General features: G+C 71.5%; 21 protein-coding genes. 12 read left to right on the forward strand and 9 right to left on the reverse strand.

Translation table 11 applies throughout. From position 1 onward, the window contains the following. Window positions 1-240: 240 nt before the first annotated feature. Entirely contained in the window at window positions 241-2,064 is a 1,824-nt protein-coding gene (locus tag ACFU97_RS05010; protein WP_384250979.1) for a phosphoenolpyruvate carboxykinase (GTP), read from the reverse strand. A 342-nt stretch (window positions 2,065-2,406) separates the two neighbouring features. Here ACFU97_RS05010 and ACFU97_RS05015 point away from each other — a divergent pair, with 342 nt between their 5' ends. The 4 genes from ACFU97_RS05015 (at window position 2,407) to ACFU97_RS05030 (ending at window position 6,217) form a co-directional block, all read left to right on the forward strand. Further along, a complete protein-coding gene (locus ACFU97_RS05015; protein WP_384250982.1) occupies window positions 2,407-3,153 on the forward strand; it encodes a hemolysin III family protein in 747 nt (248 codons plus the stop codon). A gap of 101 nt (window positions 3,154-3,254) precedes the next feature. Further along, a complete protein-coding gene (locus ACFU97_RS05020) occupies window positions 3,255-4,820 on the forward strand; it encodes an MFS transporter (RefSeq protein ID WP_384250985.1) in 1,566 nt (521 codons plus the stop codon). Further along, window positions 4,817-5,458 carry a TetR/AcrR family transcriptional regulator gene (locus ACFU97_RS05025; RefSeq protein WP_384250987.1) on the forward strand — a complete coding sequence of 214 codons (642 nt, stop codon included), beginning with the start codon at window positions 4,817-4,819 and terminating at the stop codon, window positions 5,456-5,458. The genes ACFU97_RS05020 and ACFU97_RS05025 overlap by 4 nt, the downstream gene beginning before the upstream one ends. A 33-nt stretch (window positions 5,459-5,491) precedes the next feature. Beyond that, a complete protein-coding gene (locus ACFU97_RS05030) occupies window positions 5,492-6,217 on the forward strand; it encodes a Mut7-C RNAse domain-containing protein (RefSeq protein ID WP_384250990.1) in 726 nt (241 codons plus the stop codon). Window positions 6,218-6,409: 192 nt separating this feature from the next. On the opposite strand, the gene ACFU97_RS05035 is transcribed toward ACFU97_RS05030, so the two are convergent. Together ACFU97_RS05035 and ACFU97_RS05040 are read right to left on the reverse strand one after the other, a co-directional pair. Beyond that, a complete protein-coding gene (locus ACFU97_RS05035) occupies window positions 6,410-8,440 on the reverse strand; it encodes a thioredoxin domain-containing protein (RefSeq protein WP_384250992.1) in 2,031 nt (676 codons plus the stop codon). Continuing rightward, a complete protein-coding gene (locus tag ACFU97_RS05040) occupies window positions 8,421-9,056 on the reverse strand; it encodes an ArsR/SmtB family transcription factor (protein WP_384250994.1) in 636 nt (211 codons plus the stop codon). Before ACFU97_RS05040 ends, ACFU97_RS05035 begins: the two co-directional genes overlap by 20 nt. Window positions 9,057-9,174: 118 nt before the next feature. Between ACFU97_RS05040 and ACFU97_RS05045 the strand changes: the two genes are divergently transcribed. Next, complete coding sequence (locus ACFU97_RS05045; RefSeq protein WP_384250996.1) at window positions 9,175-9,642, forward strand: hypothetical protein; 468 nt, start codon at window positions 9,175-9,177, stop codon at window positions 9,640-9,642. A 98-nt stretch (window positions 9,643-9,740) separates the two neighbouring features. Beyond that, window positions 9,741-12,941 (forward strand): NB-ARC domain-containing protein, encoded by a 3,201-nt coding sequence (locus tag ACFU97_RS05050; protein ID WP_384250998.1) that lies wholly within the window; start codon window positions 9,741-9,743, stop codon window positions 12,939-12,941. Between the two features lie 28 nt (window positions 12,942-12,969). Here ACFU97_RS05050 and ACFU97_RS05055 read toward each other — a convergent pair whose 3' ends face one another. Continuing rightward, complete coding sequence (locus ACFU97_RS05055; protein ID WP_384251001.1) at window positions 12,970-13,218, reverse strand: hypothetical protein; 249 nt, start codon at window positions 13,216-13,218, stop codon at window positions 12,970-12,972. Further along, window positions 13,211-14,071, reverse strand: coding sequence for a mycothiol conjugate amidase Mca (mca, locus tag ACFU97_RS05060; protein WP_384251136.1), 861 nt, complete (start codon window positions 14,069-14,071; stop codon window positions 13,211-13,213). The genes ACFU97_RS05055 and mca overlap by 8 nt, the downstream gene beginning before the upstream one ends. Window positions 14,072-14,206: 135 nt before the next feature. Here mca and ACFU97_RS05065 point away from each other — a divergent pair, with 135 nt between their 5' ends. Continuing rightward, window positions 14,207-14,605 carry a DUF4307 domain-containing protein gene (locus ACFU97_RS05065; protein ID WP_384251003.1) on the forward strand — a complete coding sequence of 133 codons (399 nt, stop codon included), beginning with the start codon at window positions 14,207-14,209 and terminating at the stop codon, window positions 14,603-14,605. Between the two features lie 178 nt (window positions 14,606-14,783). After that, window positions 14,784-15,284 carry a transcription elongation factor GreA gene (gene greA / locus ACFU97_RS05070; protein WP_384251005.1) on the forward strand — a complete coding sequence of 167 codons (501 nt, stop codon included), beginning with the start codon at window positions 14,784-14,786 and terminating at the stop codon, window positions 15,282-15,284. An 83-nt stretch (window positions 15,285-15,367) separates the two neighbouring features. On the opposite strand, the gene ACFU97_RS05075 is transcribed toward greA, so the two are convergent. The 3 genes from ACFU97_RS05075 to ilvA form a co-directional block, all read right to left on the reverse strand. After that, complete coding sequence (locus ACFU97_RS05075) at window positions 15,368-16,225, reverse strand: ABC transporter permease (protein ID WP_384251007.1); 858 nt, start codon at window positions 16,223-16,225, stop codon at window positions 15,368-15,370. Continuing rightward, entirely contained in the window at window positions 16,222-17,232 is a 1,011-nt protein-coding gene (locus tag ACFU97_RS05080; RefSeq protein WP_384251010.1) for an ATP-binding cassette domain-containing protein, read from the reverse strand. The genes ACFU97_RS05075 and ACFU97_RS05080 overlap by 4 nt, the downstream gene beginning before the upstream one ends. Before the next feature lie 205 nt (window positions 17,233-17,437). Continuing rightward, entirely contained in the window at window positions 17,438-18,667 is a 1,230-nt protein-coding gene (ilvA, locus tag ACFU97_RS05085; protein ID WP_384251012.1) for a threonine ammonia-lyase, read from the reverse strand. Between the two features lie 163 nt (window positions 18,668-18,830). Here ilvA and ACFU97_RS05090 point away from each other — a divergent pair, with 163 nt between their 5' ends. The 3 genes from ACFU97_RS05090 to ACFU97_RS05100 all read left to right on the forward strand — a co-directional run bounded on the left by ACFU97_RS05090 (window position 18,831) and on the right by ACFU97_RS05100 (window position 20,285). Beyond that, the gene (locus ACFU97_RS05090) at window positions 18,831-19,337 is read left to right on the forward strand and encodes a MarR family winged helix-turn-helix transcriptional regulator (RefSeq protein WP_384251139.1); all 507 of its coding nucleotides are present in this window, start codon (window positions 18,831-18,833) and stop codon (window positions 19,335-19,337) included. Window positions 19,338-19,507: 170 nt separating this feature from the next. After that, window positions 19,508-20,011 (forward strand): sigma factor-like helix-turn-helix DNA-binding protein, encoded by a 504-nt coding sequence (locus tag ACFU97_RS05095; protein ID WP_384251015.1) that lies wholly within the window; start codon window positions 19,508-19,510, stop codon window positions 20,009-20,011. 25 nt (window positions 20,012-20,036) lie between these two features. Next, the gene (locus ACFU97_RS05100; protein WP_384251017.1) at window positions 20,037-20,285 is read left to right on the forward strand and encodes a hypothetical protein; all 249 of its coding nucleotides are present in this window, start codon (window positions 20,037-20,039) and stop codon (window positions 20,283-20,285) included. A 10-nt stretch (window positions 20,286-20,295) separates the two neighbouring features. Here ACFU97_RS05100 and ACFU97_RS05105 read toward each other — a convergent pair whose 3' ends face one another. Further along, the gene (locus ACFU97_RS05105) at window positions 20,296-21,450 is read right to left on the reverse strand and encodes a cystathionine gamma-synthase (protein WP_384251020.1); all 1,155 of its coding nucleotides are present in this window, start codon (window positions 21,448-21,450) and stop codon (window positions 20,296-20,298) included. A gap of 122 nt (window positions 21,451-21,572) precedes the next feature. Here ACFU97_RS05105 and ACFU97_RS05110 point away from each other — a divergent pair, with 122 nt between their 5' ends. Then, entirely contained in the window at window positions 21,573-22,691 is a 1,119-nt protein-coding gene (locus tag ACFU97_RS05110) for a hypothetical protein (protein WP_384251022.1), read from the forward strand. Window positions 22,692-22,705: the final 14 nt, after the last annotated feature.

The raw sequence follows: 22,705 nt of genomic DNA on the forward strand, positions 1-22,705 counted from the left end.
GTGGGAGGTCCGTTTCCCCCCCCTCCGGGGGGGGGGGGGGAGAGGGGGACACCGTCCCTTGTTTCCTCCCGCTTGCCTCCTTCCTCCCCCCCGCGGTGTGGAAAGCGGGCCCCCCGGCGCCAGGACCCGGCTTCGCACGCCGTTGTGCGGAGCCTCACCGGCTGTCACCGCGGCCGGCCGTGACGATCACTGGTCAGGGCACATCCGTGCCGGCCGCGGAGCTTTCCTCGGGGAGCGGGCTCAGCCCAGGCGCTGCACGAGCGCGCGGTACTGGTCCCACAGCTCCTTCGGGGTGTGGTCGCCGAAGGTGTTGAGGTGCTCGGGGACCAGGGCGGCCTCCTCGCGCCAGACCTCCTTGTCGACCGTGAGCAGGAAGTCCAGGTCGGAGTCGGACAGTTCGAGGCCGTTCGTGTCGAGGGCGTCCCGCGTCGGCAGGATGCCGATCGGGCTCTCGACGCCCTCGGCCTTGCCGTCGAGGCGGTCGACGATCCACTTCAGGACACGGCTGTTCTCGCCGAAGCCGGGCCAGACGAACTTGCCCTCGTCGTTCTTGCGGAACCAGTTGACGTAGTAGATCTTCGGCAGCTTCGCCTGGTCCCTGCCCTTGGCGACGTCGACCCAGTGGCCCATGTAGTCGCCCATGTTGTAACCGCAGAACGGCAGCATGGCGAAGGGGTCGCGGCGCAGCTCGCCGACCTTGCCCTCGGCGGCGGCGGTCTTCTCGGAGGCGACGTTCGCACCGAGGAAGACGCCGTGGTTCCAGTCGAAGGACTCCGTCACCAGCGGGACCGCGGTGGCGCGGCGGCCGCCGAAGAGGATCGCCGAGATCGGCACGCCCTTCGGGTCCTCCCACTCGGGCGCGATGATCGGGCACTGCGCGGCGGGCGTGGTGAAGCGGGCGTTGGGGTGCGCGGCCGGGGTCTCGGAGGCCGGCGTCCAGTCGTTGCCCTTCCAGTCCGTCAGGTGGGCCGGAGTCTCCTCCGTCATGCCCTCCCACCACACGTCGTTGTCGTCGGTGAGCGCGACGTTGGTGAAGACGGAGTTGCCCCACAGCGTCTTCATCGCGTTGGCGTTGGTGTGCTCACCGGTGCCGGGCGCGACGCCGAAGAAGCCGGCCTCGGGGTTGATGGCGTAGAGGCGGCCGTCCTCGCCGAAGCGCATCCAGGCGATGTCGTCGCCGATCGTCTCGACCGTCCAGCCGGAGATCGTGGGCTCCAGCATGGCGAGGTTGGTCTTGCCGCACGCGGACGGGAAGGCCGCGGCCACGTACTTCGACGCCCCCTGCGGCGGGGTGAGTTTGAGGATCAGCATGTGCTCGGCCAGCCAGCCCTCGTCACGGGCCATCACCGAGGCGATGCGCAGGGCGTAGCACTTCTTGCCGAGCAGGGCGTTGCCGCCGTAGCCGGAGCCGTAGGACCAGATCTCGCGGTCCTCGGGGAAGTGCGAGATGTACTTGGTGGAGTTGCACGGCCACGGGACGTCCTGCTCGCCCTCGGCGAGCGGGGCGCCGAGGGTGTGGACGGCCTTGACGAAGAAGCCGTCGGAACCGAGCTCGTCGAGGACCGGCCGGCCCATGCGCGTCATCGTGCGCATCGACACCGCGACGTACGCGGAGTCGGTGATCTCGACGCCGATCGCGGAGAGGTCGGAGCCCAGCGGACCCATGCAGAACGGGACGACGTACATCGTCCGGCCCTTCATCGAGCCGCGGAAGACGCCCTGCTCGCCCTGGAAGATCTCCCGCATCTCGGCGGGGGCCTTCCAGTGGTTGGTCGGGCCCGCGTCCTCCTCCTTCTCGGAGCAGATGAACGTCCGGTCCTCGACGCGCGCGACGTCGGTCGGGTCGGAGGCCGCGTAGTAGGAGTTGGGGCGCTTGATCGGGTCGAGCTTCTTGAAGGTGCCCTTCGCGACGAGCTCTTCGCACAGCCGCTCGTACTCGGCCTCGGATCCGTCACACCAGACCACGTTGTCCGGTTGGGTCAGTTCGGCGATCTCGTTGACCCACGAGATCAGTTCCTTGTGGTTGGTGGGAACGACGGTGGGAGCCGCGTTGTCGCGCGCCACGATTGCTCCTAAATGAGGGATTTGTTGATTTGGAGGCCCCGTGGGGGCTGCGGCCCGGATGCTTCGTGGCTGGATCTTCAGCGCTCATCCGGTGCCGACCGCACTCATTTGATCATCCGACGCGAGTGCCCATATGTCCAGAGGGCCTCACAGGTGAGCGGAGTGGGGATCGTCACGTGCCATTCGCGTACGACGCGTTTATTTGCGTGCACCTGGCGTTCAAGTGACTGTTTCTTTGCGCGTTACCGGGACGGCCAACTCCCGTGAGACGATGGCCACTCTTGGCCGGTTCTCAGACCGCACTCATCTGCAACTTACGGTTCCGTAGGTACGATGCCGGGCATGACAGCGCCCGTCCCCGACGCGCCCTCGGACTCGCCGGCCGCCGGCCACGGTTCCGACGGACCCTCACTGCCGCACCAGATCAAGCAGCACGCCCAGCAGCTCGCCGAGCCGATCAAACCCAAACTGCGCGGCTGGCTGCACCTCGGCATGTTTCCGGCCGTCCTCGTCTCGGGCCTGGTGCTCACCGCGCTCGCGGACTCCCCCCGGGGACGCATCGCCTGCGGGATCTACGTCCTGACGGCCTGCCTGCTGTTCGGCGTGAGCGCCCTGTACCACCGGGGCAACTGGAGCCCGCGTATGGACGGCATCCTGCGCCGTCTCGACCACGCCAACATCTTCCTGATCATCGCGGGCACCTACACCCCCCTGACGATGCTGCTCCTGCCCGGCGCGAAGGGGCAGTGGCTGCTGTGGGGCATCTGGGGCGCGGCGCTGGCGGGGATCGTCTTCCGGGTCTTCTGGGTCGGCGCCCCGCGCTGGCTCTACACCCCCTGCTACATCGCGATGGGCTGGGCGGCCGTCTTCTTCCTGCCCGACTTCATGCGCACGGGTGGCATCGCGGTGCTGGTCCTGGTGATCGTCGGCGGCCTCCTCTACAGCGCGGGCGGCGTGATCTACGGCATCAAGCGGCCGAACCCCTCCCCGCGCTGGTTCGGCTTCCACGAGGTCTTCCACTCGTTCACGCTCGCCGCGTTCGTCGTCCACTACGTGGGGATCTCACTGGTCGCTTACCAGCACGGATAGCACCGCGCTGCACCCTCAGGGCCACGGCCGACCGGCCGTGGCCCTTTTTGCATGCCGAAACCGATTGACAGTCACTACATTTTGAGAGCTACTCTCATTTCATGGCTACTGTCACTCACCCGGACGAGACGCGGCGGGACCCCCGCCGCTGGTGGGCCCTCGGCGCCCTGGTCGCGAGCATGCTCACGCTCGGCTTCGACATGACGATCCTGAACGTGGCGCTGCCGACCATGGCCGCCGAGCTCGGCGCCACCACCGGCCAGCAGCAGTGGATGGCGGACGCCTACGTCGTCGTCTTCGCCGCCCTGATGCTCCCGGCGGGCCTGCTCGGCGACCGGTTCGGGCGCCGGCGGATGCTGATCGCCGGGCTCGGCGTCTTCCTGGCCGGCTCGCTCGTCGGCGCGCTGGCCGGGGACGTGAGCTGGGTCGTCGCGGCCCGGGCGGTCATGGGCATCGGCGGCGCGCTGGTCACCCCGCTCGCCCTGTCCGTGCTGCCCTCGCTGTTCGGCGCCGACGAGCGCACCAAGGCCGTCGGCGTCATCTCCGCCGCCTCCGCGCTCGGCCTGCCGCTCGGCCCGATCATCGGCGGCTGGCTGCTCAACCACTTCTGGTGGGGCTCGGTCTTCCTGGTCAATGTCCCGATGGCCGCGATCGGTATCGCCGCCTGCGTCTTCCTGCTCCCCGAGACCCGCGATCCCGCCTCCCCGAAGGTCGACGCCCTGTCCACCGCGCTCACCACGACCGGCCTCGGCGCCCTCGTCTACGCGATCATCGAGGCGCCCGACCGCGGCTGGGGCGACGCCCTGGTGCCGGCGATGTTCGCCGCGGCCGTGCTGCTGCTCACCGCGCTGGTGGTGCGCGAGCGGGGGGTGGCGCGCCCCATGCTCGACATGACGCTGCTGGGCCACCGCGGCTTCCTGTTCAACACGCTCGCCGCGACCCTGGTGATGTTCGTGCTGTCGGGTCTGATGTTCGTGCTGCCCCCGTACCTCCAGGCCGTCCTCGGCCACGACGCCCTCGGCACCGGTGTGCGCCTGCTGCCGATGATGGGCGGCCTCATGATCGCCGCACGCGGCGCCCAGCCGGTCGTCGCCCGGTTCGGCGCGCGGGCCGTGGTGAGCGCCGGCCTGGTGGTGCTGGCCTTCGCCGCCCTGCTCGGCAGCCGTACGACGGCCGGCTCCGGGTACGGCTTCGTCGCGCTGTGGCTGTCCATCACCGGCATCGGCTTCGGCTTCTCCGTCGTGCCCGCGATGGACGGCGCCCTCGGCACCCTCCCCCGCGACCGGGCCGGCAGCGGCTCCGGCCTGCTCATGACGCTGCGCCAGGTCGGCGCCGCGATCGGCATCGCCCTGCTCGGCAGCCTGCTCGCCGGGATCTTCCGCGACCGGCTCGATGTCACGGGACTGCCCGCGCGGGCCGCCGACACCGCCGGGGACTCCGTGGTCGCCGCGCACCTGATCGCCGACCGGGTGCACTCGTCCCACCTCGCCGCCTCCGCGAACGGCGCGTACGTCCACGGCATGAGCGTCGTCCTGCTGGTGTGCGGCGTCGCCGCCCTGGTCGCCGCGCTGCTGGCGGCGGCCTTCCTGCCGAGGACGGCGCCCGCGCGGACCGCGCAGGACGCCGGACCCGAGATGGTGGCGCCGGCGGCGGATGCCCGACAATGAACCCCATGACGGCCGCACGTTCCCCCCTCTCCCCCGCCGACCGCCCCCAACTGGGCCTGCGCGAGCGAAAGAAGATCAAGACGCGCGAGGCGATCCGTGCGGCGACGTACGCGCTGATCAAGGAGCAGGGGTACGACGCCACGACGATCGAGCAGATCGCCGAGCGGGCGGAGGTGTCGCCGTCGACCGTCTTCCGGTACTTCCCGGCCAAGGAGGACATCGTCCTCACGGACGAGTACGACCAGCTGATGGCCGAGGAGTTGCGCTCCCGGCCGGCCGGCGAGTCGTGGATGGACTCGGTGCGGCACGTGATGCGCCTGGCCATCGAGGCGAACAACCGCGAGGAGCCCGAGGTGGCCCGGATGCGGGCCCACCTCGCGGTGCAGGTGCCCGCCGTCCGCTCCCGGATGGTCGAGAGCATGTCGGCGACCGGACGCCTGCTGCGCGACGCCATCGCCGAGCGCCACGGCCTGGACCCCGACAGCCTCGAGGTCCGCGTCTACGCGATGTCCTTCATCGGCGGCCTCATGGAGGTCTCCATGTACTGGGCGGAGAACGACTTCGAGGGCGACCTGAGCGAGCTCGTGGATCGCGGCCTGGACGTCCTGGAGCGCGGCCTGCCCACCGAAAACCGCTGAGCCCGCCGCCCCCACCCGTGACATCCTGACCGGGTGAACGGTCCCGAGATCAGCGTCGAGTTCGCCCCCGGCCTGGCCCTGTTCGTCGCGAGCGGGCGCCGCGGCGGCGCCCGTCCCGTCGTCACCGACGGCGTCTCGAGCCTCGGCCACGTGGTCGAGTCGACCGGCGTCCCGCTGACCGAGGTCGGCACGCTGCGGGTGAACGGCGGCGAGGTGCCCACGTCGTACGTCCCCCGGGCCGGCGACGTCGTCGAGGTCCGGCCCGTCGAGCGTCCCCAGCGGGTCCCGGGCGCCCCCCTCCGCTTCCTCCTCGACGTGCATCTCGGCACGCTCGCCCGCCGGCTGCGCCTGCTCGGCGTGGACACGGCGTACGAGTCGACGGACATCGGCGACCCGGCCCTCGCCGCCCTCTCGGCCGCCGAGCGGCGCGTCATGCTCAGCCGCGACCGGGGCCTGCTGCACCGCCGCGAACTGTGGTCCGGCGCGTACGTCTACAGCACCCGGCCCGAGGACCAGCTCCGCGACATCCTCGACCGCTTCCGGCCCGAGCTGCGGCCCTGGACCCGGTGCACCGCCTGCAACGGCCTGCTCAGGTCCGCCACCAAGGAGGAGGTGGCGGACCAGCTGCACGGCGGGACACACCGTTCCTACGACGTCTTCGCGCAGTGCCGGGACTGCGGCCGCGCCTACTGGAAGGGCGCCCACCACGAACAGCTGGAGGCCATCGTGGAACGCGCCCTGGAGGAGTTCGCCGGCTAGCGCAACACCAACTCCTCCGGCTCTACGCCTTCTGCCCCGCAGCCGGTTCAGCGGCTCAGCGCCACGCGCAGCCGGTCCGGGTCGGTCGTCGGGGCGTCACAGGTGAAGTCGCGGCAGACGTACGCGGCGGCGCCCCGTCGACCAGGCGCGAGTCGGCGCGCCACGCCACCTCCCCTTCCCCCCGCCGCCGCTTCAGCCGCCCAACGCCACGCGCAGCCGGTCCGGGTCGGTCGTCGGGGCGTCACAGGTGAAGTCGCGGCAGACGTACGCGGCGGGCGCCCCGTCGACCAGGGGGCGGTCGGCGAGCAGCGGGAACTCGTCGCTGCCGGCCGTCCCCGCGGCGACCACCGCGCCGGGCGCCGTGCCCAGAAGTGCCGTGCGGTGCAGGGCCTTCGTCGCCTCGTCGCCCTGGGCCGGGCCGACGATCGCGACCTCCTTCGGGCCGTCGAGCAGCGCCTCCGCGACCGCGAGGCCCCAGCCGACGAAGCGCGGCACGCGCGGGCCGAGCGCCTTGACGACGCCCAGCGCCCGCTCGGCGGCGGTGCGATGGGCCTCGGAGCCCGTGTGCGCGGCATAGCCGAGCAGGGCGCCCGCGGCGGCGGACCAGCCGGACGGCGTGGCGTTGTCGGTGGGGTCCTGCGGCCGGCGGATCAGCTTCTCGGCGTCGGCGGCGGTGTCGTAGAGGCTGCCGCTCTCCTGGTCCACGAAGCGGGCCAGGACGTGGTCGAGGAGGAAGCCCGCGAACTCCAGCCAGACGCCCTCGCCGGTGACGGACGCGAGCGCGAGGAAGCCTTCGGCGACGTCGGCGTAGTCCTCCAGCACGCCCGCGTTGGCGCCCACCTGGCCGTCCTTGCTGGTGCGGGCGAGCCGGGCCTGCTCGTCCAGATGCAGCCGTACGAGCAGATCGGCGGCGCCGACCGCGGCCTCGACCAGGTCGGGGCGGTCGAAGTAGGCGCCGGTCTCGGCGAGTGCGGCGATCGCGAGGCCGTTCCAGGCGGCGACCACCTTGTCGTCACGGCCGGGGGCGGCACGGTCGCCGCGGGCCCGGAGCAGGCGCTCCTTGATGTCCTCGACCTTCCGCGCGTCGAACACGCCCTCGTGCTGCGGGAGTTGCAGCACGGAGGAGCCGTTCTCGAAGGTGCCGTCCTCGGTGACCTCGAAGTAGTGGGCGGCGAGTTCGGCGTCCTGGCCGCCGAGGACCTCGGCGAGCTGCTGCGGGGTCCACACGTAGTACGCGCCCTCGACGTGCCGGCCCGTCCCGTCGTCGCTGTCGGCGTCCAGCGCGGAGGCGAACCCGCCCTCGTTCGTGCGCAGTTCGCGGACCATGAAGTCGGCGGTCTCCAGCGCGACGCGGCGGGCGAGCTCGGAGCCGGTGGCACGCCAGAGGTGGGCGTAGACGCGGCAGAGCAGGGCGTTGTCGTAGAGCATCTTCTCGAAGTGCGGCACGACCCAGTCGCGGTCGACGGAGTAGCGGGCGAAGCCGCCGCCGAGCTGGTCGTAGATGCCGCCGCGGGCCATGCGTTCGCAGGTGTCGGCGGCCATCTGCAGGGCGCCCTCGGCGCCGGTCCTGGCGTGGTGGCGCAGCAGGAACTCGACCACCATGGACGGCGGGAACTTGGGCGCGCCGCCGAACCCGCCGCGCTGCGGGTCGTATTCGCGGGTGAGGCCGAGCAGCGCCTGCGCGAGCTCCTCCTCGCCCGGGACCTGCGCGTCGCCGTAGGAGATCTCCCGGCCGGCGAGGTCCTTGACGATCTTCTCGGCGACCTCGGTGACCTCGCCCCGCCGGTCGGACCACGCGGAGCGCACGCCCTCCAGCACCTGCTGGAAGGACGGCATGCCGTGACGGGGGGCGGGCGGGAAGTACGTGCCGAAGTAGAAGGGTTCGGCGTCCGGGGTGAGGAAGACCGTCATGGGCCAGCCGCCGTGGCCGGTGGCGGCCTGGACGGCCTCCATGTAGACGGCGTCGACGTCGGGGCGCTCCTCGCGGTCGACCTTGATGCTGACGAAGTGTTCGTTCAGGAAGTCGGCGGTGGCCCGGTCCTCGAAGGACTCGTGGGCCATGACGTGACACCAGTGGCAGCTCGAATATCCGACGCTCAGCAGGACGGGCTTGTTCGCCGCGCGGGCCTCGTCGAAGGCCTCGGTCGACCAGGGCCACCAGTCGACGGGGTTGTCGGCGTGCTGGAGGAGGTACGGGGACGTCTCATGGGCCAGTCGGTTCACCGTTCCACTCTCCCACGGGCTCGGGCACCGCGTAGAAACGCAGGTTGACCGGGCGCGCCCCTTCGGGTGCTTCCTCGCGGGAGTGGCTGTGGCGGTCCAGCAGGGCGTGGTACTCCCGCATGAACGCCAGGAGTTCGTCCCGGGTCATCCAGGTGCCGTGCCGCTGCACCTGCGCCCAGCCGTCCGGGCCGCGGTACTCCTGGTGGGCGCGGCGGAACAGCGCGGTGTCGACGTCGATCTTCAGCTGGGCGAGGTGCTCGGCCGCCGCGTACTCCTCCGGCGTCATGGTCGCCGGGTCGGGTGTGGTGTGGCTGAACGGCAGCGCCCGCCACCAGCGCTCCCGGCCGCCCGACTTCTCCGGGATCTCCTCCACGAGCCGCTGCTCGGCGAGTTTGCGCAGGTGGTAGCTGGTGGTGCCGGAGCTCTCGCCCAGCTCCCTGGCCAGCACGGTGGAGTTCGCCTCGCCGTGCCGGCCCAGGTATTCGAGGATCCGGCGGCGGATCGGGTTGCCGAGGGATTTGTAGAGGGCGGTGCGCTCGAGGCTGGTCAGGTCGGCCGCGGCCGGGTCGGGGCCGGTCGTGCGGGGGCCGGTCGGGGCGGGCGGGCCGTCGGTCATGCGGTCACCGTAACCCTGAGAACCCTGAGACGTCCCTGATGTCTGCCGAATTTTCTTTGCAGAATTTTCTCTGCAATCTACGGTGGAGGAGGAACGGGACATTCGAAGGGGGAGCCCGATGAGTTCGACGAAGCCGGCCTGGTCGCCGCGCAAGCAGCCCCACGCGAAGCTGCTGCTGCTGTGGACCCTGCTCCTGGTGGGCGTGGTGGCCGCACTGCTGAGGAGGTGGACGCTGACGCTGCTGGCCGCGGCGGCCGTGCTGCTGGTGCCGTGGATGGTGGTGCTGGACCTCACCCTCCCGGCCAGCACCGAGGTGCGGAACTGGTCGCTGGCCTGGACCGGCCTGGACGTCCTGATGGCGGCGGGCTGCGCGGCGACCGCCGTGCTGGGGCTGCGCGACGACCCGCGGGTCCGCCTCACGGCCTCGGCCACGGCGGCCGTCGCGGTGCTGGACGCGTGGTTCGACATAACGACGGCGCAGCCGGGCGCCGATCTCGCCCAGGCCCTGGCCTGCGCGGTGGGCGAGGGGGCGCTGGCCTGCGTCTGCGTGCTCCTCGCGGTGGGCGACCGCCGCTCCCTGAACTGAGCAGCCTTCAGGCGCCGTTGATCGTTGCCCTCTCGCGCTCCGGCGCGAGTCGAAGGACACTCTTAGCCAAAGGAGTTGCCGCCGGAGGGGGACGTGACATGCGGGACAGCCATCGGGCGGATGCCGAACGGCTGTTGGCCCGGGCCGTGGAGGAGGAAGTACGGCGCTCCGGCGGACGGACCGACGGGGCGGTGCTGCTGTCACGGTCGCGCGGTGCGCTCGACGCGATGGCGCAGACGGCCGCCGAGGAGTACGAGACCTACACACGCGCAGTCGACGAGACGGAGGCCGGCCGGCTCACCTTCGCCCAGAGATACGCCCAGGAGGGGGCCGGAACTCCCCTGCTGGTGGCGGCCGTTGCCGCCGTCGCGGCGACGGTGGCCGACCTGGCTCTCGGCACCGGCACGGGCACGGCGCTCGGCGCCGGCGTCACCGTGGGCGTGGTGGGCGCCGCGACGACCGTGGTCAAGGTGGCCGGCTCGCATCTGCCCGCCGCGCACCACCGGGCCGGCGCCGCGAGCCAGCCGGGCGGACCGGAGCAGCTGCGGCTCCAGTGGCTGACGGCGCTGGAGGTGCGCGGCATCCGCCCGTTCCTCGACCAGCAGCGCGTGCTCGCCGCGTCCACCGGCCCGAAGAAGACCGGTCCCAAGCTGCGCGGCACGGACAAGAGCGCGGCGGCCCGCGGGCGCAGCGTGCTGGCGCAGTCCTTCGGCCAACTCCCCGAACCGGCGGGCGCGTTCGCGGGCCGGCGGCAGGAGACGGCACGGATCCGCCAGTGGGTGCAGGCGGCCCGTGCGAGCACGGAGACCCGCCCGACGGTGGTGGTGCTGCACGGACCGCCCGGCAGCGGCCGGACGACCCTGGCGGTGCGCGCCACGCACGACCTCAAGGACTACTTCCGTGGCGCCTGCGTCGTGGACCTGCGCGGCGGCAACCCGGAGGAGCCGCCGCTGTCCACCCGCGACGCCCTGCTGCACCTGCTCAACCGGCTCGGCGCGCCGCGCGAACAGCTGCTGTTCCGCGAGCGCTCCTCCCCCGACCAGCAGGTCAAGCGGCTGAGCGAGCTGTACCACCAGCATCTGACCGGCCTGGCCGTGACGATCGTCCTGGACGACGCCTCCGACCCCGAGCAGGTCCGCACGCTCGTCCCCGAGCGGTCCGACAGCCTGGTCCTGGTCACCGCGCGCGGGCCCCTCGACCTGCCCTCCGACCTCCAGGCCCACCTCCACGAACTCCCGGTCGAGGCACTGGATTCGGCGGGCGCCGAGGAGCTGCTGGAGGCGGCCGCACAGGACAGCACCGGCCCGTACGACGCCGATTCGGCCGACCGGATCCGGGAGTTGTGCGGCGGGCTGCCGCTGGCGCTGTCCGTCGCCGGCTCCTCGCTCGGCCCGCGCTCACCGCGCCAGCTGGCCACCGATCTCGGGGTGTACGGCCCGGTGGGGCCGATCGAGCGCGCGCTGTGGCTGCGTTACACCGACCAGTCTCAGACGGCCCGCAGGCTGCTGCGCCGGCTGGCCCTCGCCGGCCGCGCCTCCCTCGGCGCCGCGGCGGCCGCCTCCCTGCTGGCGACGGACGAGTCGGAGGCGACCCGCCATCTGACGGCCCTGTCCCGGGCGGGCCTGATCGACCATGTGCGCGGCAACCGCTACCGCCTGCACGACCTGGTCCGCGCCTTCGCCCACGCCCGCCTGCTGGACGAGGAGGAGCCGGCGGAGCGCACGGCCGCGCAGGAACGCCTGATCGTGAACTACGCCGATCTGGCCGACTCGGTGCTGCGCCTGGTCGACGGCAACATGTCGACCCGCTCGGACCGCTTCAGCCCGCACGGCTTCACCTCGCTGGACGAGGCGCTGCGCTGGCTGGACGACGAGTCGAGCTTCATCACCTCCACGCTGCGGCACGCGGAGGGCGTGAACCAGGCCGCGGTGCTGAACCTCCTCGGCGCGCTGTGCGACTACTGCCTGCTGCGCGGCGACCTCTACCGCCTGGGGGAGATCAGCGAGCTGGCGCAGGCCGTCGACCAGGGCCTGCTGGTCCGCTCCGTGCAGTGGCGCACGGGCATCGCGGCCCGCCAGCTGGGCGAGCTCGACAAGGCGCGCGCGACGCTGGCCTCGGTGGTCGATCTCTACATGGACGCCCACCACGACGCGGGCGCGGCCCGCGCCCTGTGCTCCCTGGGCATCACCCTGCACCACCAGGGCAATCTCACCGAGGCGGCGAGCAAGCTGCGCGAGGCGCTGGACCTCCAGGCGGCCCCCGAGCTGGCGACGGACCGCGCCTGGACGATGCACGCCCTGGCCGCGGTGGAGCGCGACCGCGGCCATGTCTCCGAGGCGCTGCACCTGCTCACCGAGTCCCTGGTGCTGCACCACGACGGCGAGTCCGTGCACGGCGAGGCCTGGGCCCACTACCAGCTCGGCCAGCTCTCGCTGCGGATGGGCGACGTCCCGCGCGCGGAGTCGGAGCTGAACGCCGCCCTGGACCGCTACGGCCGCACCCGCGACGCCCGCGGCGAGGCCTGGGCCCTCACCCAGCTGGCCCGCGCCCGGCTCGTCGCCGGCGACGCGTCACCGGCGGTCGACGGCCTGCGCCAGGCAGCGTCCAGGCACCGCGACAACGAGGACGCGCGCGGCGAGGCCTGGACGGTCTACTACCTCGGCCAGGCGCTGGAGGAGACGGGCGACCTCGACCACGCGGTGCGCGAGCTGGAGCGCTCGCGGACGATGTTCTCCCGGATGCGCGACGTCTACGGCCTGGCCTGCGCGCGGCACCACTCGGCCCGGGTCACCCGCGACCAGCGGGCGGCGCAGACGGGCTCGCTCCGGAACTCCGGCTTCGCCCGCCAGCTCCTGGTCGACGCCCGGGCGGACTTCCAGCGCATCGGCGTGGCCCACGGCGAGGCATGGACCTGCCTGGAGCTGGCGGTGGTGGACGGGGGCAACGCGCGCACGCAGCAGGCGCTGGCGCTGTGCGACGAGGCCGTGGCCCTGTTCACGTCCTACGGCGACCGGCGCGGCGAGGACTGGGCCCGCTTCCTGCGCTGCACCCTGCTGCCCTACGCGGCCCCGGGCGGCGTGGAGATCGGCACGGCGGTCGCCCAGGAGGAGCTGAGCCAGCTCTCCCGCACGGCCCACCCGCTGCGGGACGAGAAGCTCGACGACTACGTGGAGGCGTACCAGCTGCTGCTGGAGCGCGGGATCAGCCTCGAGGACGGCTGGCAGGGCTGGCGCCTGGGCATGGTGCCCAGCCGCCATGCACGGGAGGTGATGGGGGTGGCGGTACCGGCCAGTCACTGACCGGGGGCCACCCCCGCACCACTCGGCGTCAGCCCTGGCGGGGCCGGGAGTCGGCGGCGGTCTGCGCCGACTCGCCGTCCCGTTCGCCCTGCTCCTTGAACTTGACCTTGCCCATGTGCCGGTTCATGGACTTCATCAGGGCCCACACCGCCAGGGCCATCGCGGCGAACACGATGAAGCCGAGGACGCCAGGGGTGACCTTGTTCTCGTCGACCTCCTTGGCCAGGGGGACGAGGTGCGTCATTGCCAGGCTCACGCTTGCGCTCATGTCAGGCATTGTCGCGGATGCCCGCGAAGAGGTCGTCCTCGGGGAGGGAGCTGTCGACGAGCGACTTCGCGAGCTCGTACTCCTCCGTCGGCCAGACCTCCTTCTGGACCTCCATCGGGACCTTGAACCAGCCGCCGTCGGGGTCGATCTGCGTGGCGTGCGCGATCAGGGCCTTGTCGCGGATCTCGAAGAAGTCGGCGCACGGAATGTGCGTGGTCAGCGTGCGCTCGACGCGCTCGGACTCGTTCCAGCGCTTGAGCCAGTCCCCGTACGGCGACTCCAGGCCCCGGTCGAGCAGCGCCTGGTGCAGGGCCTCGGTACGCGGGCGGTTGAAGCCCTGGTTGTAGTAGAGCTTCTGCGGCTGGTAGGCCGGGCCGTACTCGGCCTCCGGGTACTTCTCGGCGTCCGCCGCGCCCTCGAAGGCCACCATCGAGATCTTGTGGGTCATGATGTGGTCGGGGTGCGGGTAGCCGCCGTTCTCGTCGTAGGTGGTGATCACCTGCGGGCGGAACGAGCGGATCTGCTTCACCAGCTCACCGGCCGCCTTGTCGACGTCCTCCAGCGCGAAGCAGCCCTCGGGCAGCGGGGGCAGCGGGTCGCCCTCGGGCAGGCCCGAGTCGACGAAGCCGAGCCACTCCTGCTTGACGCCCAGGATCTCCCGGGCCTCGTCCATCTCCTTCTTGCGTACCTCGTGGATGTGCTCCTCGATGTACTTGTCGCCCTGCAGCTTCGGATTGAGGATGGACCCGCGCTCCCCGCCGGTGCAGGTCACGACCAGCACGTCCACCCCCTCGGACACGTACTTCGCCATGGTCGCCGCGCCCTTGCTCGACTCGTCGTCGGGGTGGGCGTGGACGGCCATCAGTCGCAGCTGGTCAGTCAAGACTCAATCCTCGTAAGTCGGCGCCCCCGGTGTCTTCGGGTGCGATCGGCGGCTTCTATAGTGACCGAACCGGGGGGCGAAAAATTCCGGGACCCGGTTTCCGAGGGGACGATCATGAGCACGGCGAGCACCCAGCTGCCCGAGGGCCGCTACGGCCGCTCCTCGGACGAGCGCGCCGACCGCAAGCTCAAGGTCGCCGGCGCCGTCCTCGCCGCCGTGCTGCTCGCCCTGGTCGGCTATTTCGCCTATCACTACGTCGCCCAGAGCAAGATCAGCGCCGAAGTGATCACCTTCGACGCGACGAAGAACGCGGTGAGCGTGCATCTGGAGGTCCACAAGGACGCCGGCACCAGCGGCTACTGCACGCTGCGCTCGCAGGCCGCGGACGGCTCCGAGGTGGGCCGGGCCGACTTCCGCTTCGGCGGGGACGCCACGCGCATCGACAAGGTCGTCACGCTCCGTACGACGGCCCGGGGCACCACGGCGGAGCTGCTCGGCTGCCACGCCGACTGACGCCGGTCTCGCCTGGCCGAAATGCGTACTCGCTGACCTGCACTGACGTATTTCTGATGGCTTATGTCCTCCCCCTTCGGCCACGGAATTGTTAGGCTCGTGGTTTCGCCCTTCCGTGAAGGAACATTCTTCTGGGTAGGGCGATGCTTTGTATTCCCAGTACCTACGAGGAGCACCTGTGACCCAGACCAGCGAGAACGTCACCTGGCTGACCCAGGAGGCGTACAACCAGCTCAAGGCCGAGCTGGAGTACCTGTCTGGTCCTGCGCGCACGGAGATCGCCGCCAAGATCGCGGCCGCGCGCGAGGAGGGCGACCTGCGGGAGAACGGCGGGTACCACGCGGCCAAGGAAGAGCAGGGCAAGCAGGAGCTCCGTGTGCGCCAGCTGACCCAGCTCCTGGAGAACGCCAAGGTCGGCGAGGCTCCGGCATCCGCGGACGGCGCGGTGGCGCCCGGCATGGTCGTCACGATCGCCTTCGACGGCGACGAGGACGACACCATGACCTTCCTGCTCGCCTCGCGCGAGTACGCGAGCTCCGACATCGAGACCTACTCGCCGCAGTCGCCGCTGGGCTCCGGCGTGATCGGCCACAAGGTCGGCGAGGACGCGGAGTACGAGCTGCCCAACGGCAAGAGGGCTTCCGTGACGATCCTCAAGGCCGAGCCCTACAACGGCTGATCCGGCCCCGCCCGGCGAGACCTGCACGTCCTGCACGAAGCCCCCGGTGTCTGCCGACACCGGGGGCTTCGTCGTGTCCAGGCTCAGGCGGTCGCCGAGCGGTACTTGCGCACCGACAGCGTCCTGAAGATGACGATGATCAGGGCCGAGTAGATCAGCGAGGCCCACACCGGGTGCACCATGGGCCAGGCGTCCGACGGCGACTGGCCCGGGTTCGCGAACAGCACACGGCAGGCCTGCACCGTGGCGCTGAAGGGGTTCCACTCGGCGATGTGGCGCAGCCACGGGGTCATGTGGCTGGTGTCCACGAAGGCGTTCGAGATGAACGTCACCGGGAACAGCCAGATCAGCCCGCTGGACGTGGCCGCCTCGGGGGTGCGGACCGACATGCCGATCAGGGCGCCGATCCAGGTGAAGGCGTAACCGAGCAGGAGCAGCAGGCCGAACGCGCCGAGCACCTTCCCTGCGTTCGTCTCGCCGTTCGTCCCCACGCGCCAGCCGACCAGCAGGGCCACCAGGGCGAGGACGACCAGGGTGAGCGCCGTCTGCACCGAGTCGGCGAGCGTGCGGCCGGTGAGGACCGCGCCGCGCGCCATGGGCAGGGAGCGGAAGCGGTCGATGAGGCCCTTGTGCATGTCGTCGGCGATGCCCGCGCCGGAGCTGGCGGTGGCGAACGTGACGGTCTGCGCGAAGATGCCCGCCATCAGGAAGTTCTTGTAGTCGGTGGCGCTGGTGCTGCCGCCGATCTGCATGGAACCACCGAAGACGTAGGTGAACAGCACCACGAACATGATCGGCTGGATCAGGCCGTAGATGATCATTTCCGGGATGCGGGACATCCGGATCAGATTGCGCTTCGCGACGACCATGGAGTCGCGGAACGACTGGCTGACGGGGTTCCCGGTCGGTGCGACCCGCACGGCGTCCGTGACGGCGCTCACTTGGCTGCCTCCTTCTTGTTCCGGCGGTCCTTGGCTGCCGCCTTCCCGGACTCGCCGTTCTCCTCGGCCTCGGCCACGTGTCCGGTCAGGGACAGGAACACGTCGTCGAGGGTCGGGCGGCGCAGCCCGATGTCGTCTATCTCGATGCCGCGGACGTCCAGCTCCCGGATGACCTCGGCCAGCAACTTGGCGCCGCCGCTGACGGGCACGGTGAGCTTGCGGGTGTGCTCCTCGACGGTGAGCTCCCCCTTGCCGAAGCCGGTCAGGACCTCGCCGGCGGTGGCGATGTGCTCGCGCTCGTGCACCACGACCTCGACGCGCTCGCCGCCGGTGCGGGCCTTGAGCTGGTCGGAGGTGCCGCGGGCGATGACATGGCCGTGGTCGACGACCACGATGTCGTGCGCGAGATGGTCCGCCTCCTCCAGGTACTGCGTGGTCAGCAGCAGGGTCGTGCCACCGGAGACCAGCCGCTTGATGACGTCCCACAGCAGCTGGCGGTTGCGCGGGTCGAGGCCGGTCGTCGGCTCGTCCATGAACATCACCGGCGGCGAGACCACCAGTGCGGCGGCCAGGTCGAGCCGGCGGCGCATGCCTCCGGAGTAGGTCTTCGCGGGACGGTCGGCGGCGTCCGCGAGGTCGAACTGCTCCAGCAGCTCGGCGGCCCGGGCCTTCGCGGCCTTGGCCCTCATCTGGTAGAGCTGGCCGACCATTTGAAGGTTCTCTCGGCCGGTGAGGTATTCGTCGACCGCGGCGAACTGGCCGGACAGGCCGATGGAGCGCCGCACCTCGTTGGGCTGCTTGAGCACGTCGAGGCCGGCCACGACCGCCTTGCCGCTGTCGGGCCGCAGCAGCGTGGTCAGGCAGCGGACCGCCGTCGTCTTGCCCGCGCCGTTCGGCCCGAGCAGGCCCAGGACGGTGCCCTCGGGGACATCGAGGTCGACGCCGTCCAGAGCCCTTACGTCACCGAAGGTCTTGACCAGGCCTTCGGCATAGATGGCGCCTGGCATGTGAGTCTCCACGTCGTCGGGGATGCTTCGAAAAGCCTAGATTTGTGCGTTTCGCCCCGCCTGATGGGCGGCGGGGCGGGCAGGTGCGAGACACACCGTAACGCGATGTATCGCGTCTCTCAACGGATTTTCCCGATCGAGTGACAAAGAGCCCTGAGCTGGGGATTCCGCTTGAGCGCCCGCCGATCGCCGGGCGCCCGGCACCTCATTCGACGACCGTGTACCCCGACTCGCGCAGGGCCCGGCCGACGTCGAGGCAGTGCTCCGGCCCCTTCGTCTCCAGGTGCAGCTCGACCTCCGCCTCCGTGAGCCCGAGCCGTGGATCGGTCCGTACGTGACTCACATCGAGGACGTTAGCGTCCACCACTGACAACACCCCGAGAAGAGTGGCGAGCGCACCCGGCCGGTCCGTCAGGCGCAGCCGTACGGCCAGGTAGCGGCCCTGCGCCGCCATGCCGTGGCGCAGGACGCGCTGCATCAGCAGCGGGTCGACGTTGCCGCCGGACAGCACCGCGACCACCGGGCCCTCGAAGGCGCCCGGCTCGCTCTGCAGCGCCGCCACCGGGCTCGCCCCGGCCGGCTCGACGACCAGCTTGGCCCGCTCCAGGCACAGGAGCAGCGCGGCGGACAGCGCGTCCTCGGAGACCGTGCGGACCTCGTCCATCAGGTCGCGCACGATGGCGAACGGCACGTCGCCGGGCCGCGCCACCTTGATGCCGTCGGCCATGGTCGCCGGGTTCTCGATCGACACCGGGCGCCCGGCAGCGATCGAGGGCGGGTAGGCCGCCGAGCCCTCCGCCTGCACGCCCACGATCCGCACGTCCGGCCTGAGCGCCTTCACCGCGACCGCGATACCGGCGGCGAGCCCTCCCCCGCCGACGCCGACCACGATCGTGCGCACCTCGGGGCACTGCTCCAGGATCTCCAGCCCGACCGTGCCCTGGCCCGCGATGACGTCGGGGTGGTCGAAGGGGTGGATGAACACCGCGCCCGTCTCGGCCGCGTACGCCTGCGCGGCGGCCAGCGTCTCGTCGACCACCTGCCCGTGCAGGCGCACCTCGGCGCCGTACTCGCGCGTGGCGCTGATCTTCGGCAGCGGTGCGCCCATCGGCATGAACACCGTCGCCTTCACGCCCAGCAGCGAGGACGCCAGCGCGACACCCTGCGCGTGGTTGCCGGCGCTCGCCGCCACGACTCCGGCCGCACGCTCCTCGGGCAGCAGCCCGGCGATCCGCACGTACGCGCCGCGCAGCTTGAACGATCCCGTCCGCTGCAGGTTCTCGCACTTGAGGTGCACCGGCGCGCCCACCAGCCGGGACAGGTGCCTGCTGCCCTCCATCGCCGTCGCCCGCGCCACGCCAGAGAGCATCTTCTGCGCGCCGCGCACATCGTCGAGGGTCACGGGCCGCAAGGAGTCAGCCGTGCTGTAGCTCATGACTCAAGCATCGCAGTTCACGGGCGCACGGGGCGTGTGTGACCAACCTCCGAGACTGGTTTGCGCAGCGCCGGTACGGCCTGCCCCCGGGCCGCGTACTCTGTCCCCCATTCCAGCAGCCCCTTCATGAAGCGAGCCTCCGGCCATGCCCACAACACCAGAAATGTCGATGGACATGACGACCGTCGGTGACACCGGTCTTCTCGACACGCTGCAGCACGAGGTGGCGGTCTTCGCCCGCCGTGCCGAACAGACCCGGCTCGGGGGGGTCGGGCAGGTGCGCAACTCCATGGACCGCGCCGCATACCTGCTGCTCAACCGCCTCGACAAAGAAGGGCCCATGGGCGTCAAGGCGCTCGCGGCGAGCATGGGCATCGACTCCTCGACGGTCACCCGCCAGGTGGCGCCGCTCGTGGACACCGGTCTCGTCAAGCGCACCTCGCATCCCGAGGACGGACGCGCCGTGGTCCTTCAGCTGTCCCCGCGCGGGCTGTCCCGCCTCGAGGAGGTGCGCTCCTCCAGGCGCCAGCTCATGGCCGAGCTGACGCAGGAGTGGGAGCCGGAGGAGCGCGAGGCGTTCTGCGCGCTCCTGACGCGCTTCAACGTCGCCCTCTCCTCCCGGATGTCGCCCCAGGGCGTGCCGGGGACGGACGCGACGGACGCCTCCTAAGGCTCCGCCCGCGCCCCGGCCCCGACCGGCTCTCACGCGCGCGTGCCGCCCGGCTCTTGACCGACGGGGCACCCCTGGCCTCATATGAGATCGGGTCCTCCTCGTACGCGGTTCACCCATCCGTACGCGGCGGAGGTTCCGATTCGTTCGCCGGGAGGGCGGGAGGCGCGGTGCGGCAACGGCAGGCGTCACAATCCGCCCGCCGGGCCCGGGAGTTCGAGGCGTTCGTCGCGGGCGCGGCAGGGCGGCTCCTGCATGCCGCCACGCTGCTCACCGCGGAGGCGCCGGACGACAACCCGCGCGCGCGGCGCCTGCTGACGCTGGCGCTCGCGCACACGTACAGCACCTGGGACCGGCTGCGCGGCGAGGACCCCTACAACCGCACCCGCCAGTACCTGGCCACCCGCTTCGCGCGCGCGGCATGGCACCAGTACGGCGGTTTCGGCCGGTCCCGCCCGCATCCGGACAGCCCGCTGGCCGGGCTCGTGCCGCAGGAGCGCCTGATCCTGGTCCTCCGGCTCTACGAGGGTGTCGCCGAGGAGCAGACGGCGGCGCTGCTCGGCCTGCCGACCGAACGCGTCCGCACCATCTGCGACCGGGCCACGGCGACCCTGCTGCATCCGCCGCGCGGCCCCGCACGGACGGTCGCGGGCCCGAAGGTGGCGCCGTCATGAGGCGCGCGGGCGTGGGGAGGGGCGCATGAACCGGGCCGAGCGCGAGGCGGCGGCACGGCGCATCATGGAGCGCGTTCCGCCGCGGGTGCCGCCGGAGCTGTACGGCGACGTCGTGCGCCGCGGCGCCCGCAGCCTGCGCCGCAGAAGGGTGGCCCGGCGGTTGCTGTGGCTGCTGCTGTGCGCCGCCTGCGTGGCGTTCCTCGTCTGGGCCATGATGGCCCGCCCGTGGGTGGAGCCGCCCTCGCAGACGACTCCCCCGTACACGGGCTGGTGAGGCGGCTTCGCTAGCCGAGCGCCTGCTGCAGGTCCTCCAGGAGGTCGTCGACGTTCTCGATGCCGACGGAGAGCCGTACGAGATCGGCGGGCACCTCGAGGGCCGAACCGGCCGCGGAGGCGTGCGTCATGCGCCCGGGGTGCTCGATCAGCGACTCGACACCGCCCAGGGACTCGCCGAGTGTGAACACCTTGGCGCGGTTGCACACCTCGACGGCCGCCTCCTCGCCGCCCTGGACCCGGAACGACACCATGCCGCCGAAGGCCCGCATCTGCTTGGCCGCGACCTCGTGACCGGGGTGCTCGGGCAGCCCCGGGTACAGGACGCTCGTCACGCGCGCGTGCCGGGTGAGCATGTCCGCGACCTTGGTGGCGTTCGCGCTGTGGCGGTCCATGCGCACCGACAGCGTCTTCGTGCCGCGCAGCACCAGCCACGAGTCGAAGGGGCCGGCGACCGCGCCCATCGCGTTCTGGTGGAACGCCAGCTCCTCGCCGAGCGCCTCGTCGGCGACGATCAGCGCACCGCCGACGACGTCGGAGTGGCCGCCCATGTACTTGGTCAGCGAGTGCACGACGACGTCCGCGCCGAGCGCCAGCGGCTGCTGGAGGTACGGGGTGGCGAAGGTGTTGTCGACGACGAGCTTCGCGCCCGCGTCCCGCGCGACCTGGGCGAGCGCGGCGATGTCGGTGACGCCGAGCAGCGGGTTGGAGGGGGTCTCCACCCACACCGCCTTGGTCTTGGGGGTGATGGCGGCCCGTACGGCGGAGGGATCGCTGGTGTCGGCGACCGACCACTCCACCCCCCACCGGGCGACGACCTTCGCGAACAGCCGGAACGTGCCGCCGTACGCGTCGTTCGGGATGACCACGTGGTCGCCGGGGCTGAGCAGCGTACGCAACAGGCAGTCCTCGGCCGCCAGTCCGGACGCGAACGCGAGACCGCGGCGGCCCCCCTCGAGGGCTGCGAGGTTCTCCTCGAGGGCGGTCCTGGTCGGGTTGGCGCTACGGCTGTACTCGTAGCCGCCGCGCAGGCCCCCGACGCCGTCCTGCTTGTAGGTCGAGACCTGGTAGATCGGCGGGACGACCGCGCCGGTGAGGGGATCGGCGGTGTTGCCCGCGTGGATCGCGAGGGTCTCGAAGTGCTGACTGATGTGCCTGTCGCTCATGGGCCCGAGCGTAATGCGCCGGGCGGGCGGGTGGCGGACCGAGAGGTGTACGAGATCGCGGGTTTTCCACAGGCTCCCGACCGGGTTGGCCATGTGGCGGTCGCGTCTGGAACGCTTGAGCCATGGAATTTCTCTGGGTCCTGATCGCGGTGGTCATGCTCGGCTTCGTGCTGCTGCCGTTCATGCGGCGCCGTCGGGGCATGATCGAGCAGGTCCCGGCCGGCCACCCGGACGCCGCCGACCCCGCGAACTACGGCTTCGTGCGCGAGGAGGAGCTGGACGTCCGCATGCCCGGCCCCGACCAGGACCTGCTGGACGTCCTGGACCTGGTGCAGCGCACGCAGGACTACCGTGCGGCCTCGCAGCTGCTGGCGGGCACGGACGCCGAGGGCGAGCTGCGCTGGCAGCGCGTGCAGGCCTTCGCGGGTGCCGCCTCGCTGGAGCTGCAGCAGCGGCCCGGCGGGGTCAGCGAGACACCGGGCGGGCAGTGGCTGCGGGTGTGGCGGGCCGAGCAGCCCAAGGACGCGGGCGGCGCGGCCGTGCACGCGGAGTTCCTGGTGCAGCAGGCGTGGCGCACGTCGACGCCGGGCACGGACGAGTTCCGGATCATCATGGAGGAGGCGAGGTCGGCGTGCGGCGACGCGGCGCTGCTCGCCCCCGGCGACCCCGTCCCGTACATCGTCGAGCTGTCGGTGGCCCGCGGACTGACCTACTCGCAGCCGGAGTTCGAGCAGCTCTGGCTGAAGATCCTGGACCGCGCGCCGACGCACATGGGCGCGCACCTGGCGGCGCTGCACTACTGGTGCGAGAAGTGGCACGGCTCGCGGGAGCTGGCGACCTCCTTCGCGGAGGCGGCGGCCGCGCGGGCCCCGCACGGCTCGCTGCTCGCCGCGATGCCGCTCTTCTCGGTCTTCGAGCACCTGCCCGAGGTGAACCTGGTCAGCGGTTTCTACCAGAGCGAGGTCGTGACGAAGGCGATGCACGGCGCGCTGCACGCGGTCCACTCGGCCCGGCCGGACGACCCGATGCTGGCGCACGTACGCCATCTCCTGGTCTTCTTCCTGGTCCGCGCCGAGCGCTGGAGCGAGGCCATGAACCAGCTCATACACATCGACGGCCACGTCGGCGCCCTGCCCTGGACCCTGTCGCCGGACCCCGCGGCGGAGTTCGCGGTGTACCGCGCACTGGCGGTGGCGGGCTACGAGGCCAACGGCGGCAGCCCGGCGACACTGCCGCACTGACCCGCCGGGTCATC

This window comes from Streptomyces sp. NPDC057616 (genome assembly GCF_042800575.1).
Lineage (GTDB): Bacteria > Actinomycetota > Actinomycetes > Streptomycetales > Streptomycetaceae > Streptomyces.

Coding starts and splice junctions, on each gene's coding strand:
- ACFU97_RS05040 (WP_384250994.1), bottom strand. CDS start 9,056: ATGACCGACGGCCCGCCCGCCCCGACCGGCCCCCGCACGACCGGCCCC.
- ACFU97_RS05110 (WP_384251022.1), top strand. CDS start 21,573: ATGGAATTTCTCTGGGTCCTGATCGCGGTGGTCATGCTCGGCTTCGTG.
- ACFU97_RS05065 (WP_384251003.1), top strand. CDS start 14,207: ATGAGCACGGCGAGCACCCAGCTGCCCGAGGGCCGCTACGGCCGCTCC.
- ACFU97_RS05105 (WP_384251020.1), bottom strand. CDS start 21,450: ATGAGCGACAGGCACATCAGTCAGCACTTCGAGACCCTCGCGATCCAC.
- ACFU97_RS05055 (WP_384251001.1), bottom strand. CDS start 13,218: ATGCCTGACATGAGCGCAAGCGTGAGCCTGGCAATGACGCACCTCGTC.
- ilvA (WP_384251012.1), bottom strand. CDS start 18,667: ATGAGCTACAGCACGGCTGACTCCTTGCGGCCCGTGACCCTCGACGAT.
- ACFU97_RS05015 (WP_384250982.1), top strand. CDS start 2,407: ATGACAGCGCCCGTCCCCGACGCGCCCTCGGACTCGCCGGCCGCCGGC.
- ACFU97_RS05100 (WP_384251017.1), top strand. CDS start 20,037: ATGAACCGGGCCGAGCGCGAGGCGGCGGCACGGCGCATCATGGAGCGC.
- ACFU97_RS05020 (WP_384250985.1), top strand. CDS start 3,255: ATGGCTACTGTCACTCACCCGGACGAGACGCGGCGGGACCCCCGCCGC.
- ACFU97_RS05045 (WP_384250996.1), top strand. CDS start 9,175: ATGAGTTCGACGAAGCCGGCCTGGTCGCCGCGCAAGCAGCCCCACGCG.
- ACFU97_RS05025 (WP_384250987.1), top strand. CDS start 4,817: ATGAACCCCATGACGGCCGCACGTTCCCCCCTCTCCCCCGCCGACCGC.
- mca (WP_384251136.1), bottom strand. CDS start 14,071: ATGGCCGTCCACGCCCACCCCGACGACGAGTCGAGCAAGGGCGCGGCG.
- ACFU97_RS05080 (WP_384251010.1), bottom strand. CDS start 17,232: ATGCCAGGCGCCATCTATGCCGAAGGCCTGGTCAAGACCTTCGGTGAC.
- ACFU97_RS05090 (WP_384251139.1), top strand. CDS start 18,831: ATGTCGATGGACATGACGACCGTCGGTGACACCGGTCTTCTCGACACG.
- ACFU97_RS05050 (WP_384250998.1), top strand. CDS start 9,741: ATGCGGGACAGCCATCGGGCGGATGCCGAACGGCTGTTGGCCCGGGCC.